General features: G+C 65.6%; 10 protein-coding genes. 3 read left to right on the forward strand and 7 right to left on the reverse strand.

Features of this window, described 5'->3' with window-relative positions:
• The 6 genes from ACLPJJ_RS12335 to ACLPJJ_RS12360 form a co-directional block, all read right to left on the reverse strand.
• The coding region (locus ACLPJJ_RS12335) for an ABC transporter permease (RefSeq protein ID WP_443591271.1) at positions 1–703 on the reverse strand (703 nt) is incomplete at its 3' end.
• Between the two features lie 93 nt (positions 704–796).
• The gene (locus ACLPJJ_RS12340) at positions 797–1,654 is read right to left on the reverse strand and encodes a class I SAM-dependent methyltransferase (RefSeq protein ID WP_443591272.1); all 858 of its coding nucleotides are present in this window, start codon (positions 1,652–1,654) and stop codon (positions 797–799) included.
• A gap of 72 nt (positions 1,655–1,726) precedes the next feature.
• Positions 1,727–3,940 (reverse strand): catalase/peroxidase HPI, encoded by a 2,214-nt coding sequence (gene katG, locus ACLPJJ_RS12345; protein WP_443591280.1) that lies wholly within the window; start codon positions 3,938–3,940, stop codon positions 1,727–1,729.
• 300 nt (positions 3,941–4,240) lie between these two features.
• The gene (locus tag ACLPJJ_RS12350; protein ID WP_443591273.1) at positions 4,241–5,593 is read right to left on the reverse strand and encodes a glutamine synthetase family protein; all 1,353 of its coding nucleotides are present in this window, start codon (positions 5,591–5,593) and stop codon (positions 4,241–4,243) included.
• A gap of 19 nt (positions 5,594–5,612) precedes the next feature.
• Complete coding sequence (locus ACLPJJ_RS12355; RefSeq protein WP_443591274.1) at positions 5,613–7,109, reverse strand: CoA-acylating methylmalonate-semialdehyde dehydrogenase; 1,497 nt, start codon at positions 7,107–7,109, stop codon at positions 5,613–5,615.
• A gap of 19 nt (positions 7,110–7,128) precedes the next feature.
• Complete coding sequence (locus ACLPJJ_RS12360; RefSeq protein WP_443591275.1) at positions 7,129–8,490, reverse strand: aspartate aminotransferase family protein; 1,362 nt, start codon at positions 8,488–8,490, stop codon at positions 7,129–7,131.
• Between the two features lie 111 nt (positions 8,491–8,601).
• Between ACLPJJ_RS12360 and ACLPJJ_RS12365 the strand changes: the two genes are divergently transcribed.
• A complete protein-coding gene (locus ACLPJJ_RS12365) occupies positions 8,602–9,489 on the forward strand; it encodes a LysR family transcriptional regulator (protein WP_443591276.1) in 888 nt (295 codons plus the stop codon).
• A gap of 6 nt (positions 9,490–9,495) precedes the next feature.
• Here ACLPJJ_RS12365 and ACLPJJ_RS12370 read toward each other — a convergent pair whose 3' ends face one another.
• Positions 9,496–12,120, reverse strand: coding sequence for a LuxR C-terminal-related transcriptional regulator (locus ACLPJJ_RS12370; RefSeq protein ID WP_443591277.1), 2,625 nt, complete (start codon positions 12,118–12,120; stop codon positions 9,496–9,498).
• Positions 12,121–12,388: 268 nt separating this feature from the next.
• On the opposite strand from ACLPJJ_RS12370, the gene ACLPJJ_RS12375 reads away from it, so the two are divergent.
• Together ACLPJJ_RS12375 and ACLPJJ_RS12380 are read left to right on the forward strand one after the other, a co-directional pair.
• Positions 12,389–13,639, forward strand: coding sequence for an acyl-CoA dehydrogenase family protein (locus ACLPJJ_RS12375; RefSeq protein ID WP_443591278.1), 1,251 nt, complete (start codon positions 12,389–12,391; stop codon positions 13,637–13,639).
• Between the two features lie 38 nt (positions 13,640–13,677).
• Positions 13,678–14,125: saccharopine dehydrogenase NADP-binding domain-containing protein (locus tag ACLPJJ_RS12380; protein WP_443591279.1), on the forward strand; the 448-nt coding region annotated here is incomplete at its 3' end.

Below are 14,125 nucleotides of genomic sequence, written 5' to 3' on the forward strand. Positions count from 1 at the left end.
TGATGTTCATGGTCGTCAACGCGGCGATCTCGTCATTCACCTGCATGGTGCCCAGCTCGGCGGCATAGGCCGAGCCCGTGCGCCCGGCGAGGATGACCGCGACCATCAGCGGCCCAAGCTCGCGGCAGAGCGAGAGCGTGACCAGGTCCGCGACATATAGATCCGCGCCGAACTGGCGCATCGGCACCGCCGACTGGAACGCGAGGATCATGCCGATGAGCACGCCGAGGGTGAGGACCAAAGGCAGCGCCTGCAACCCGGCGCGTTCGGCAATGCGGAAGAAATCCGCCCGGCGCAGCATGCGCAGCTGGCTAGGCAAAGCGAACAGCGCCAGCACCGTCTCGCCGAAAAACGAGATCTTCACGCGCAGGTCCTGGACGATGTCCATCCGCGGCGCGGCTGTGGCGCGCATCGGCGCCAGGGTTGCCGGCGCCACCGCGCGCAGCTGGGCCAGCAGCGCGCTCACCTCTTTGTCCATCCCGGTCAGGCTCACCGCGCCGCCATGGCGGCGTTCCATGGCCAGAACCATCGCCGCGCCGGAGCTGTCCAGCCTGTCCACGGCGGAGAGGTCGATCTCCAGCGGCCTGCCAGCGGCCTCACCGGCCGCCCGCAAGGCGCGCGGCCATAACCGCCCCAACGCCAGCGCCGTCAACGCGCCACGCAAGGCTATCCGCCCGCTGGAAATGCTTAAATCGACTGCCATGGCTATAGGGCCGCATACTGCCCGATCTGGTTCAGCACAACAACAGCGGCAGTTAAGGCGCCGCCTCAGCCGCTCTTTCCTTCGCCTCCCGGATCAGGGCGCCGAGGCTGTTACCAGTTGGATGGTTGCTGGCAACCGGACACTTCCATCCGGCGCGATGGCGGCGAACCCGGGCAGCGCCTCCCTCACCGCTTCAGTGGCGGCGGCGCGGGCCTCGGCGCCGGCCTTTTTCTCGTCGAGCAGCGCCCCGGCAGGCCCCATGAAGCAGGCAACCCTGGCTTCTTCTTCCTGCGAGGCGCCCCGCAGGAACACCGCCTCCGCGCGAACCTCTACTCCGCGCCAGCCAGCCGCCGAGAGAATGTCATGCACATAGGCCGGATCGTCGAAGGCCAGCGGGCCAGGGGCATGCGGCACGCGGGGCGCGCCTGTTCCCACCAGCGCCTCGACCAGACGCAGCGGAATCTCCCAGTGCGGATTCAGCGACAACGGCGCCCAGGCTGCAAAGACAAGCCGTCCTCCCGGCCTCGTGCTCGCGCGCAGATTGGCGAAGGCGGCGGTGGGATTCTCGAAGAACATGACGCCGAAACGCGAGAGCAGCACATCGAATGGCGGCGTGAAGCGCTCCGTCTGCGCATCGGCGATGGCAAATTCAACCGGCGCCATGCCCGCTTCAGCCTCTGCCGCAGCATGGGCCCGCGCCGCTTCGATCATCGGCGCGGCGATGTCGATACCGAGCACATAGCCTGCTTCTCCCACGGCATGCGCGGCTTCCTGGCTAGTGCGGCCCGCACCGCACCCGATATCGAGCACACGCTCGCCAGGCTTGAGTCCGGCTGCCGCGATCACCGCGTCGCTGATCCGCGCGAGCCGGGCTTCCATGGCGCCCCCGAGACTCAGCCATTTCGGCGCCGCGATCTCGCTCCAGTAAGCCTTCTGCTTGTCGTTCGCCATCGGTCGCCCTCCGCCCGGGAAGTTAGGCAAGCAATGCGGAAAGCGCCACCTCTCCGGCGAGATTGGCCGAACTCAGCCGATATCGAAGCGATCCAGGTTCATGATCTTGTTCCATGCTGCCACAAAGTCATGCGTGAACTTCTCTTGCGCGTCCCGGCTTGCATAGACCTCCGCGACGGCGCGGAGCTGCGCGTTCGAGCCGAAGACCAGATCGACACGGGTGGCTGTCCATTTCGCCGCGCCGATTACGCGGTCGCGCCCCTCGAACAGGTCCGCCGCGTCCGACATGGCATGCCAAGTCGTGCCCATGTCGAGCAGGTTGACGAAGAAATCATTCGTCAGGGTCTCGGGCTTGCTGGTGAACATGCCGTGCTTAGACTGCCCGAAATTGGCGCCCAGCACGCGCAGACCGCCAACAAGCACCGTCATCTCAGGTGCCGTCAGCGTCAGTAACTGCGCCCGGTCGACCAGCAGTTCCTCGACCGACGAAGCGTATGGCGCCTTGAGGTAGTTGCGGAACCCGTCCGCAACCGGCTCGAGCACGGCGAAGGCGTCCACATCGGTCTGCGCCTGCGTCGCATCCGTACGCCCTGGCGTGAAGGGAACCTCCACGAAATGACCGGCCTGCTTCGCCGCATGCTCAACAGCGGCGCAGCCACCGAGAACGATCAGGTCGGCCAGCGAGAGTTTTTTCCCGCCGGTCTGCGCGGCGTTGAACTCCCGCTGGATGCCGGCGAGCGTTTCCAGCACCTTCGCCAGCCGGGCCGGCTGATTGACTTCCCAGTCCTTCTGCGGGGCGAGGCGGATGCGCGCGCCGTTTGCGCCGCCGCGCTTGTCGGAGCCGCGGAAGGTTGATGCCGAGGCCCAGGCGGCCGAGACCAGTTCCGGGATGGGCAGCCCGGTGGCCAGGATCCTGGCCTTCAGGCCACGTATGTCCTGCTCATCGATCAGCACATGCTCGACTGCCGGCACAGGGTCCTGCCAGAGCAGCGCTTCGGCAGGCACATCCGGACCGAGATAGCGGGCACGGGGCCCCATGTCGCGGTGCGTGAGCTTGAACCAGGCCCGCGCAAAGGCATCCGCGAACGCCGCCGGATCCTTCTGGAACCGCCGCGCGATCGGCTCATAGACCGGGTCCACCCGAAGCGCGATGTCGGTGGTGAGCATCACCGGGGGGTGCCGTTTCGACGGATCATGGGCATCCGGCACGGCGTCGGCAGCGGCTCCGCCCTTCGGGATCCACTGGTGGGCGCCGGCTGGGCTTTTCGTCAGCTCCCATTCGTAGCCGAACAGCGTGTCGAAAAAGCCCATATCCCATTGAATCGGATTGGGGGTCCAAGCGCCTTCCAGGCCGCTGGTGATCGCATCGCCGCCCTTGCCGGTGCCGAAGCTGTTCTTCCAGCCCAGGCCCTGCTCCTCTATAGGGGCTCCCTCGGGCTCACGCGCCACATACTTGGCCGGATCGGCCGCGCCGTGGGTCTTGCCGAACGTGTGGCCGCCAGCGATGAGCGCAACGGTCTCCTCGTCGTTCATCGCCATGCGGGCGAATGTCTCCCTTATGTCCCGCACCGCGGCAACTGGGTCCGGGTTGCGGTTGGGCCCTTCAGGGTTGACGTAGATCAGCCCCATCTGCACCGCGCCGAAGGGGTTTGCGAGGTCCCGGTCGCCGCTATAGCGCTCGTCGCCGAGCCAGGTATCCTCGCCCCCCCAATAGGTGTCTTCTTCGGGCTCCCACATGTCGACGCGTCCGCCGCCGAAACCGAAGGTCTTGAACCCCATGGACTCAAGGGCGACGTTGCCGGCGAGGATCATGAGGTCGGCCCAGGAGATTTTCCGGCCGTATTTCTGCTTGATCGGCCAGAGCAGGCGGCGCGCCTTGTCGAGGCTCACATTGTCCGGCCAGCTGTTCACCGGCGCGAAACGCTGCGCGCCCGAGCCCGCACCGCCGCGGCCGTCGCTGATGCGGTAGGTGCCGGCGCCATGCCAAGCCATGCGGATCAACAACGGCCCGTAGTGGCCGTAATCGGCCGGCCACCAATCCTGGGAGTCGGTCATCAGCGCATGAAGGTCCTTTTTCAGGGCCTCCAGATCAAGCGTCTTGAACGCCTCGGCGTAGTTGAAGCCCTTGTCCATCGGATTGGACAGAGGAGAGCGCTGGTGGAGTATCCTGAGATTCAGCTGATTGGGCCACCAGTCCCGGTTCGACCGGCCACCAAGGGTCGCGTTAGGGCGCGCTCCGTGCATCACGGGGCATTTTCCGGCGCTCTGGCCACTATTTTCGTCCATTTTTCCCTCCGATCTAGACGATTTTTCTCGATCTGACCCGCAAGCAAAAACAGCAACGTCTTCGGAATACGCTTCGGCTTCCTCGTCGGGATCATAGATGATCACGCACACCGGTCATTTACGCCAACCACTTCGCTTCGGCGGTTGCGTCCGGCATCAGGTCCTGGCGTCTATTCCTTGCTTTTAATTGCTTAGCCGGAACCTAGCGCCTTTTGACGATGGCAGGAAGCCCGGAAACCTACAGCGGCATTGCATCGGAGCAACCATGACCTGCCCGCCATCGCGCCCCGATGCGGCTGGTTAGACGGACAGGCGATAGGTCAGAAGCTCAAAATCGGTCATGCGGCTGGCAAATCCGTCCTGCTCCTGCTGCTTGCAGGCGGCAAAGGCCGCCGCGAACTCGGGATGAAGCACGCGCCCGACCCGTGGCGAGGCCGCGAACCATTCCAGCCCCTGCCGCCAGTCTTTCGCCAGGCTTTGCAGCCCCAGGGCATGGGCATTGCTCCCGACAGGCGGCGGTGGCGTCAGCTTTTCCTCGATCCCGTAAAGGGCCGAGCCCAGTATGGTTGCCAGCACCACATAAGGATTGGCATCCGCCCCGGCCACACGGTGTTCGATCCGCCGCGCCTGCTGCGGACCGGCGGGAATGCGCAGGGCGGAGGTGCGGTTTTCGTAGCCCCAGGCGATTGCGGTGGGCGCAAGACTGCCAGGGCAGAGCCGGCGGTACGAATTGAGATGGGGGGCACAGCTCAGGGTCAGCTCCCCCATGCAGTCGAGCAAACCCGCGACAGCGCTCAGCATCAGGTCCGATCCCCGATCCGTGCCGTCATCGAAGATGTTGCGCCCAGCCTCGTCGATGACCGAGAAATGCACGTGAAGGCCGCTGCCGGCATGGCCCTCGTAGGGCTTGGCCATGAAGCTGGCCAGGGCGCCATGGCGGCGGGCCACGTTCTTGATGATCTGCTTGAAAAACAACGTATCGTCGGCGATCTTCAGAGCATCGGGCCGGTGCAGCAAATTGAATTCAAACTGGCGCGGCGCGCCTTCCGACGTGGCAGCCTCCACCTCGATGCCCGCGGCGGCGGCCATGGCGCAAACCTCGTCGAGAAAGCCCGAAGCCTCGCTTAACTCTTCAAGGGAGTAGATATTGTCGAACGCCCGGGGCGGGGTGCCGGTCTTGTCCAGGGCGGGAGCCACGCTGCCTTCGCCGGGGTCGAGCAGGAAGAATTCCAGTTCGGTCGCCACCACAGGGCGCAGGCCTTTGGCCTGATAGCGGGAAAGAACATCGGCCAGCAGATAGCGGGCATCCGCGAAATAGGGGGTTCCGTCCTCTTTCCTCATCCACATCGGCAAGAGGCTGGTGCCCTGGCCGGTCCAGCCGAGATCCACCGGCGCCCGCCCGGTAGGCAGGCACAGGCCGTCCTGGTCGCCCTGCTCCAGGGTCAGGCGGGTGCCGGCCACATCCACCCCCCAGATATCGACGCCGATGGAAGACAACGGCATTCGAATCCCCTCGGCCTGGGTTTTGGTTAGTTTCGCCAAGGGCAGGCGCTTGCCGCGCAAAATACCATTCATGTCGCAGATGGCTGCAAAGAGCGTTCCGGCGCCGGGGGCTTCGTCGCGGGTCTGATGGAGCCGCTGAAATTCAGTCATCTGATTCTCCAATCCCGCTTCATGCCGGGAACGCGTATTGGGCTTTTTCGCGCACACCACCGGCTGGCCAGCGCTGGCTGATGGTCTTGCGGCGGGTATAGAAGCGCACCGCGTCAGGCCCGTAGGCGGCGAGATCGCCAAACATCGAGCGCTTCCAGCCGCCAAAGCTATGATAGGCCACCGGCACCGGCAGCGGCACATTCACGCCCACCATGCCGACCTTGATGAGGTCGGTGAAATAGCGGGCGGCCTCGCCGTCACGGGTGAAGATGCAGGTGCCGTTGCCGTATTCATGGGCGTCGATGAGGTCCATCGCCTCCTGCAGCGAGGGCACGCGCACGACGCACAGCACCGGCCCGAAGATCTCGTCCTTATAGATGGTCATCTCGGGGGTGACGTGGTCGAACAGGCAGCCACCCAGGAAATAGCCCCGCTCATGACCGGGCACCGTCAGGGTGCGGCCATCGACCACCAGCTTGGCGCCTTCGGCCACACCGGCATCGACATAGCCGCGCACCTTCTGGAAATGCGGCTTGCTGATCAGCGGGCCCATCTCGGACGTGCCATCGGAGCCGGGCCCGACGGCAAGGCGGCCAAGTGCTGCGCTCAGTTTCTCCACCAGCTGATCGGCCACCTCGTTGCCCACGGCCACGGCCACCGAGATCGCCATGCAGCGTTCGCCGCAGGAGCCATAGGCCGCCCCCATCAGGGCGCTGACGGCGTTATCGAGATCGGCGTCAGGCATGATGACCGCGTGGTTCTTGGCGCCGCCGAGCGCCTGCACGCGCTTGCCGTGGGCGCTGGCGGTTGCATAGATATGCTGCGCGATGAGGGTGGAGCCGACGAAGCTGACGGCCTGCACGCGCGGGTCGGTCAGCAGGGTGTCCACCGCCTCCTTGTCGCCGTTCACCACGTTCAGCACGCCGGGGGGAACACCCGCCTCCAGCGCGATCTGGGCGATGAGCAGGGCAGCGCTGGGGTCACGCTCGGAGGGCTTGAGGACGAAGCAGTTCCCGCAGGCAATGGCGGCCGGGTACATCCACAGCGGCACCATGGCGGGGAAGTTGAACGGCGTGATGCCCGCCACCACGCCCAGCGGCTGGAATTCGGACCAGCTGTCGATCCGGGGGCCGACATTCTTGGAATGCTCGCCCTTGAGCAGTTCGGGGATGCCCGTGGCGAATTCGACATTCTCGATGCCACGGGTCAACTCGCCGCGGGCATCCTCGGTCACCTTGCCGTGCTCGGCGGTGATGGCGGCGCAGATCTCGTCGGCGCGCTCCTCCAGCAGGCGCTGGAAGCGGGCGAGGATGCGGGCGCGCTTGAGCGGCAGCGTGTCGCGCCAGGCCGGAAAGGCGGCCTCGGCGGAGGCGATCGCGGCCTCGACGGTGGCACTGGAGGCCAGCTCAACCTGGCCGGAGACCGCGCCGGTGGCGGGATCGAACACGTCCTGCAGGCGGGCCTGGGGGCAGGACACGATCTGCCCGTTGATCAGGTGGGCAATGGGAGTCGTCATGCTTCTGTCTTCCTTCGATTCAGGCCAGCGAGGCGATCGCGTCGGCAACGGCGTTCATCAGGCCTTCCAGATCGCTCTTTTCGGCGATGAAGGGCGGGCCAAACTGCAGCGTATCGCCACCGTAGCGCACGTAGTAGCCCGCCTCCCAGCATTTCATGGAAATCTCCCACGGGCGGCGGGCGGGCTCGCCGGGTGCCGCCTCGATCTGCACCGCGCCGGCGAGGCCGAAATTGCGGATATCGGCCACGTATTTCAGCCCCTTGAGGCCGTGCAGGAGAGTCTCGAAGACCGGCGCCATCTCGTTCACGCGGTCAGCCAGCTTCTCACGCTCGAACAGGTCGAGGGCGGCAAGGCCGGCAGCGCAGGCCACCGGATGGCCGGAATAGGTGTAGCCATGCGGGAATTCCACCAGATACTCGGGGCCGCCCGCCGCCATGAAGGTGTTGTAGATGTCCGCGGAGGCGATCACGGCGCCCATCGGCACGGTGCCGTTGGTCAGCCCCTTGGCGCAGGTGATGATGTCCGGCGTGACGCCGAACACCTGCGCAGCGAAATTGCCCCCGGCACGGCCGAAGCCGGTGATCACCTCGTCGAAGATCAGCAGGATGTCGTGCTTGCTGCACAGCGCGCGCAGGCGCTGGAGATAGCCCTTGGGCGGCACGACCATGCCGGCCGAGCCGGAGAAGGGCTCGACAATCACGGCCGCGATGGTCGAAGCGTCATGCAGGCCGACCAGTTCCTCCAGCGCGTCGGCAAGCTCGGCACCGTGCTCGGGCAGGCCCTTGGAGAAACGGTTCTCGGGCAGCAGCGTGTGGGGCAGATGATCGACATCGCCCAGCGAGCCGAACAGCTTGCGGTTGCCGACGATGCCGCCCACGCTGGTGCCGCCGTAATTCACGCCGTGATAGCCCTTCACGCGGCCGATCACGCGGGTCTTGGAGGCCATTCCCTTCTGGCGCCAATAGCCCCGGGCCATCTTCAGGGCGGTATCGGCCGACTCGGAGCCGGAATTGGTGAAGAACACATGGTCCAGCCCCGCCGGCGCCATGCCGGCTACCTTGTTGGCAAGCCGGAAGGCCAGCGGATGGCCGAACTGGAAATTGGGAGCGAAATCGAGTGCTGCGATCTGCTCGCTCACCGCCTTCACGATTTCGGGCCGGGCATGGCCGAAGCCGGTGCACCACAGGCCGGAGAGGCTATCGAACACCTTGCGGCCCTTGCCGTCGATGAAATGGCAACCCTCAGCCCCCACCATCATGCGGGGGTTGTTCTTGAATTCGCGATTGGCCGTGAACGGCATCCAATAGGCGTTCAGTTCGTCCCGGCTGAGGCCGGCTGCCGCTTGGCGGGCCGTTGCGTCGTTCGAATCATAGGGTGACATGATACGCCTGTGCTCCCGTTATCTGGGTGGTGTGGTTGAGGGGAAGCTACGCGGTAAATTTGGTCCAATAAATCTAAACTTGATTATGCTTAGTTATGATATTACTTACGCATGTCCCTCCCCGCCCGCCTGAATGAAGCCGACCTCCGGCTGCTCCGCATCTTCCGCACCGTTGTGGAATGCGGTGGCTTCAGCGCCGCCGAAGCGGAGCTCAACATCTCGCGCCCCGCGATCAGCCAGCACATGGCGGACCTGGAACAGCGCCTGGGCCTGACCCTGTGCCAACGCGGCCGGGCCGGGTTCCGGCTGACCGACGAGGGGGAGGCAGTCTACGACGCCCTGCTGCGCCTGATGGCGGCCGTGGAGAATTTCCGCACCGAGCTAAACGCCGTCCACGCCCATCTGCGGGGCGAGCTGAATATCGGGATCACTGACAATCTGGTGACTTCGCCGCGCATGCGCGTGACCCGGGCCTTGCGCGCCCTGAAGACCCAGGGACCGGATGTCAGGGTGAATATCCGGATGATCCCGCCCAGCCAGATTGAGCGCGGCGTGCTGGACGGCCAGCTTCATGTCGGGATCATCCCAGCCGGGCGGACATTGCCTGGTCTAAGCGAGCTGCCCCTCTATGATGAGGTATCCCATCTGTACTGCGCTGCGGAACATCCTTTTTTTGCCCGCCCCGATCAGGATTTGGATGAGGCCGCAATCGCCGAAGCCGATGCCGTGGCGCCTTCCGGCTTGGCCGGCACGCCGCAACTCCGGGTAACCGCGACCGCCGCCGACCGCGAAGGCGTGGCGTTCCTGATCCTCACCGGCTGCTATATCGGGTTTTTGCCCACACACTATGCGCGCCAATGGGAAGTGCCGGGCCTGATGCGGGCGATAAGGCCCGATCTCTACGGCCAAACCGTGGAGTATCAGGCCGTCACCCTGCGCAGCCGTCATCCCAATTTGGTTCTCTCCACCTTCGTGCGGCTTTTGCACGAGCAGGAGTGACATCCCTCATCCAGCCTCAAGGAAGCCGAGCGACCGCGCCAGCGCCACGGCCTGCCAGCGCTGCTGCACGTCCAGCTTCAAGAAGATGTTCTTGAGGTGCGTCTTGACCGTCTCGGACGAGATGTTCAGCTCCCGCGCCACCTCCTTGTTCGATTGCCCGAGAGCCACGAGCACCAGCACGCTGCGTTCGCGCTCCGTCAGCGCCGTCTCCGTGCTGCCGGATGGCACGGGCACGGCGGCGGCCTGGTCAGCCACCAGGCGCTGCACGTAAGGCGCCAAGGCTGGATCGCGCTGATCGCTGATCAGAAAGCGGGACAGCATGGTCCGTACATCCGCGCCGAAATCGAGGATGCTACGGCCCGCCCCGCTGCGCTGCGCGCCTTGCAGCACTTCGCGCAATACGCTGAAGGCGGCGCTCCGGTCGTCGCACGCCATGTGCGCCAGCGCCAGCGAGACGCCCAGCGCCAGGGACCGGTATTCAAAGCGAAGCTCGCGCGCCTCGGCATAGAGCCGGGCAAAGCCACTGACCGCATCGGCGGCGCGCTGGTCGAACAACGCCAGGTGCGCCTGTCCCCAATCGCGGTAAATGCCAAGGTCCGTGCGCGCGCAGCGCTCCGTGCCTGTATGGGTCATGGCCAGCCGGCCCAGGCGCACGCCGCAGGCACGGGCTTCGTCGAAGCGGCCATCGGCCGCCAGCCAGCGCAGCCGCTCCAGCAGCATGGCGCTCACCAGCCGGTCCCAGCTGCGGTTATAGCCAATGGATTCGGCATGTTCGAGCAAGCCATAGGCGTGCCCCGGATCGCCACGCCCGCGCGCGATGCGGGCGAGCACCAGATAGGTTTGCAGCACGCTCTCCAGCATGCCGGTGTTGTCGATGAGCGGCAGCAGCGGCGTCAGCGCTGTCTCCGCGGCTTCGGACTGGCCCTGCTCGTAGGCGATCATCGCCCAAAGGGGGGCCGCCAATGCCGCGGCGACCGAGCAAGGGCCACTATGCACCTCGGCCAGACGCAGGGCCTCGCGCGCATGGCGCCCGGCCACGCCCAGCCGGGCCTGCTCCAGCTCCACGTAGCCGAGCAGCATCTCGCGATAGACCGTGGAGAAGACGTTGCGCGCATCGTCCTCAAGCGAATAGGGCACCCAGGGCTGTTCATAGACATCCGCCCAGCGCCCGGCTTTCCAATAGGCAAAGCGCAGCACGTTGGAAATGACATTGCTCGTCCAGGCATCGGACACGCCCTGGCGCGTCCGCCAGGATTCGGCGAGTTGCAAGGCGCGCTGCGAATCATCCTGCAACGCGGCGGCGACGGCGCGCACCGCCTGGCATTGGGCCAGGACACCCGGCGAGGTTTCGTCCTGCTCAACCTCGCTCAGCACCGGCTCCGCGTCGCCATAGCGCATGGCCAGGGTGAGGCCCCAGGCCACCGCCACCTGCACGCCCGGCTGCTTGCGCAGCAACTCCGGCGGAAAAGCGCGGCGCCAGGCCAGCAGCGTCATCAGATCGCCCTTCTTCACCAGTGCCATGCCGCAATGCACCAGCCATTCCAGGGCCTGGGCGTTATCGCCCGCGGCGAGCGCATGGCGCACCGCATCCGTCCACATCGCATGATCAGCGAACCACTGGGCGGCACGGCGATGCAATTCCACCGGGTCAAGCTGCAAGCGCTGGATCAGCTTGCCGCGCAGGTAATCCAGCAGCAGCTGGTGGTAGCGCAGCCAGCGGCCTTCACCGTCCAGCGGCTCGACGAGCAGATAGCTTTGCGCCATCTGCTCCAGCAGCGCGGCGCTGTCGGCGGCGCCGGTCACCGCCTCGCACAGCCCGGCATTGAGGTAATCCAGCACCGAAGTGCGCGCCATGAAAAGGACCGTGGCGGGGGGCAGGTTCTCCAGCATGTCCTCGATCAGATGCGCGAAGGCGCGCGAGGCGCCGGAGACCTGCACGTCCACGGCCCCGGCGCCGCTGGCGCCCAAGGCGGCGATGCGCAGAGCGGCCACCCAGCCATTGGTATGCTCATGTAAATGCCGCACCTGCGCGGCGGTCGGCGCCTGCGGGCTGGTGGCCTGCAGGAACCGCCTGGTCTCGTCTTCATCGAAGCGCAGATCCGCGACATCCAGCTCCAGCCACTGCCCAAGCGCGCGCAGGCGGGCCAGAGGCAGTTCCGGGCGGGTGCGCGAGGTAATGACAAGGTGCAGATGCGCCGGGGCGTGCAGCAGCAAAAACGCCACCGCATCGTGGATCGAGGCGTCATGGATCCATTGGTAATCATCGAGCACGAGGAACATTTCATCCTCGATCTGCTCAAGATCGCCGATCAGCATGGACATCACCGCCCGTGGCGCCGCCAGGGAGGCGCCAGCCAGCACGGCCTGCGCCGCGTCGCCAATGCCGGGGCCCAGGCCGCGCAGCGCCTGTGTCAGACCGAACAGAAAGCGCGCCGGCACGTCGTCATCGGGCTCCAGGCTCAGCCAGGCGCAGCGTGCCCCCTGCTCCTGCCAATGCGCGGCCCAGGCGGCGGCGAGCGAGGTCTTGCCATACCCGCCGGGCGCGGTGAGCGTAACAAGACGCGCCCGCGCCGCGGCATCGCGCACCGGCGCCAGGCGCTCCCTCTCGATCAGCCCATGCGGGCTACGCATGAAACTCAGCTTACTGCGGACGAAATTATTCAATTTTTGACGCCTTGGAAGTCCACCCTCCATGGCAGTCTAGCAGATTGTTCCGGGAGCGCCATCTGAACCGCACTCCCCCGCCGCATCCCCCGCCACCCCCCCAACGGTTCCACCAGCACCGCAGTGCCGGGTGATGGAGGCCGCCAAACGTGGCTCTTAGTGTTCGGATCACTGCCCGTGACAGACCCAAGCAAGAACACGGGCACGGAGTTCAAACGGTCCAAGGAGAAAAAACATGACAACCATGCAAGCTTTTGCATCGGTCCCGCTGACGCCGCTGGGTGCCGAGCCTGACTTCACCGACGCCGCCGCCGCCGTGCAGGCCACGGCCCGGCGCTTCGCCACAGATGTCCTGCGCCCGGTAGGCATCGCGCTCGACCGCATGACGCCGGAACAGGTGATCGCCGCGGACTCCCCGCTCTGGGGCGCCCTGCAGCAATTCGCAGCACTTGGCTTCAACGTGGAGAGCCTGCTCTCCTTTGAGCCCGCGGAACGCGCGCGCATCATGTGCATCCTGTTCGAGGAGCTGGGCTGGGGCGATTCCGGCCTAGCGATCAGCATCGGCGCGGGCATGCTGGCGGAGCTGATGAGCACCGTGCTCGGCAATGAATTCTGCCGCAACCTCACCGTTGGCAAGCTCGGCTGCTGGGGCATCACCGAGCCCGACCACGGCACCGACATGCTCGACCCGAACCGCATGATCGCCCACCCGCAGGGCAATTACGGCCGGCCCAACTGCGTCGTCACCATCAAGGACGACGAGATCATCATCAAGGGCCAGAAATCCGCCTGGGTGTCCAACGGCACCATCGGCCAGGTGTGCATCCTGTACGCCGCGGCGGATACGGGTTCCGGCCCGAGCACGCAGAACGGCGCGGTGGTCATCGTGCCCGGCGACGCCAAGGGCGTGAGCCGCGGCAAGCCGTTGGACAAGATGGGCCAGCGCGCGCTGAACCAGGGCGAGATCTTCTTCGACGACGTGCATCTCTCGAAGGAGCATCTGCTCGCCGGGCCGGAGCAGTACCAGGCCGCCGTGTACGCCGTTCATAGCTTCGCCAACACGCTGATGGGTGCCGTGTTCACCGGCTGCGCGCGCTCGGCCTATGACCTCGCCCATGCCTACGCGCATGAGCGCAAGGCGGGCGGCGTGCCGATCATCCGCCACCAGTCGGTCGCGCACCGCCTGTTCCACATGTTCCGCAAGGTCGAGGCCTCCTGCGCCCTCGGCCGCCGCGTAGCCCACTACAACTTCGCGGCCGCCCAGCCGGCGCTGCACGCCGCCATGACCTCCAAGGTCACCGGCACGCAAACCGCTTTTGAAGTCGCGAACGACGCGCTGCAAATCTTCGGCGGCAACGGCCTGACCCGCGCCTACCCGATCGAGAAAATCCTGCGCGACGCGCGTGCGTCTCTGATCGAGGATGGCTGCAACGAGATCCTGGCGATCAAGGGTGGCTACTACCTCACCAATCCCGACCTGCTGTAACCCGCGCTTTCATTAAAAAAAACGGAGACGTCAAGAAAATGGCTACCAATTATCAAGTGGTGCTATACGGCGCCAGCGGCTACACGGGCAAGCTCACGGCCTGGAAACTGGCGAAGCGCGGCATTCCCTTCATCGCCGCCGGGCGCAATGCCGAGCGCCTTGCCTCGGAGATGGAGAAAATCCCCGAGCTGAAGGGCCATGACTATCAGTGCGTGAGCGTGACGCACGACACCGCCGCGCTGACGGAATTGTTCACCGGCAAGAAGGTGGTGCTCAACATTGTTGGCCCGTTCATGCAACTTGGCAAGCCAGTGGTGGAGGCAGCACTCGCCACCGGTTGCCATTACTTCGACACCACCGGCGAGACCGACTGGATGCTGTACCTGAAAAAGGAATTCGCCGCCGCCTTCGCGGCGAAGGAGCTGGCGCTGTGCCCGGCGAATTCCTACATGTGGACGGCTGGCACAATCGCTGCCGAAATCGCGC

The sequence above is a fragment of the Acidocella sp. genome (assembly GCF_052326845.1).
Taxonomy (GTDB): Bacteria; Pseudomonadota; Alphaproteobacteria; order Acetobacterales; family Acetobacteraceae; genus Acidocella.

Excerpts from the sequence above, each read along its gene's own strand:
- ACLPJJ_RS12340 (WP_443591272.1), bottom strand. The coding sequence starts at position 1,654 with ATGGCGAACGACAAGCAGAAGGCTTACTGGAGCGAGATCGCGGCGCCG.
- katG (WP_443591280.1), bottom strand. The coding sequence starts at position 3,940 with ATGGACGAAAATAGTGGCCAGAGCGCCGGAAAATGCCCCGTGATGCAC.
- ACLPJJ_RS12350 (WP_443591273.1), bottom strand. The coding sequence starts at position 5,593 with ATGACTGAATTTCAGCGGCTCCATCAGACCCGCGACGAAGCCCCCGGC.
- ACLPJJ_RS12355 (WP_443591274.1), bottom strand. The coding sequence starts at position 7,109 with ATGACGACTCCCATTGCCCACCTGATCAACGGGCAGATCGTGTCCTGC.
- ACLPJJ_RS12360 (WP_443591275.1), bottom strand. The coding sequence starts at position 8,490 with ATGTCACCCTATGATTCGAACGACGCAACGGCCCGCCAAGCGGCAGCC.
- ACLPJJ_RS12365 (WP_443591276.1), top strand. The coding sequence starts at position 8,602 with ATGTCCCTCCCCGCCCGCCTGAATGAAGCCGACCTCCGGCTGCTCCGC.
- ACLPJJ_RS12370 (WP_443591277.1), bottom strand. The coding sequence starts at position 12,120 with ATGCGTAGCCCGCATGGGCTGATCGAGAGGGAGCGCCTGGCGCCGGTG.
- ACLPJJ_RS12375 (WP_443591278.1), top strand. The coding sequence starts at position 12,389 with ATGACAACCATGCAAGCTTTTGCATCGGTCCCGCTGACGCCGCTGGGT.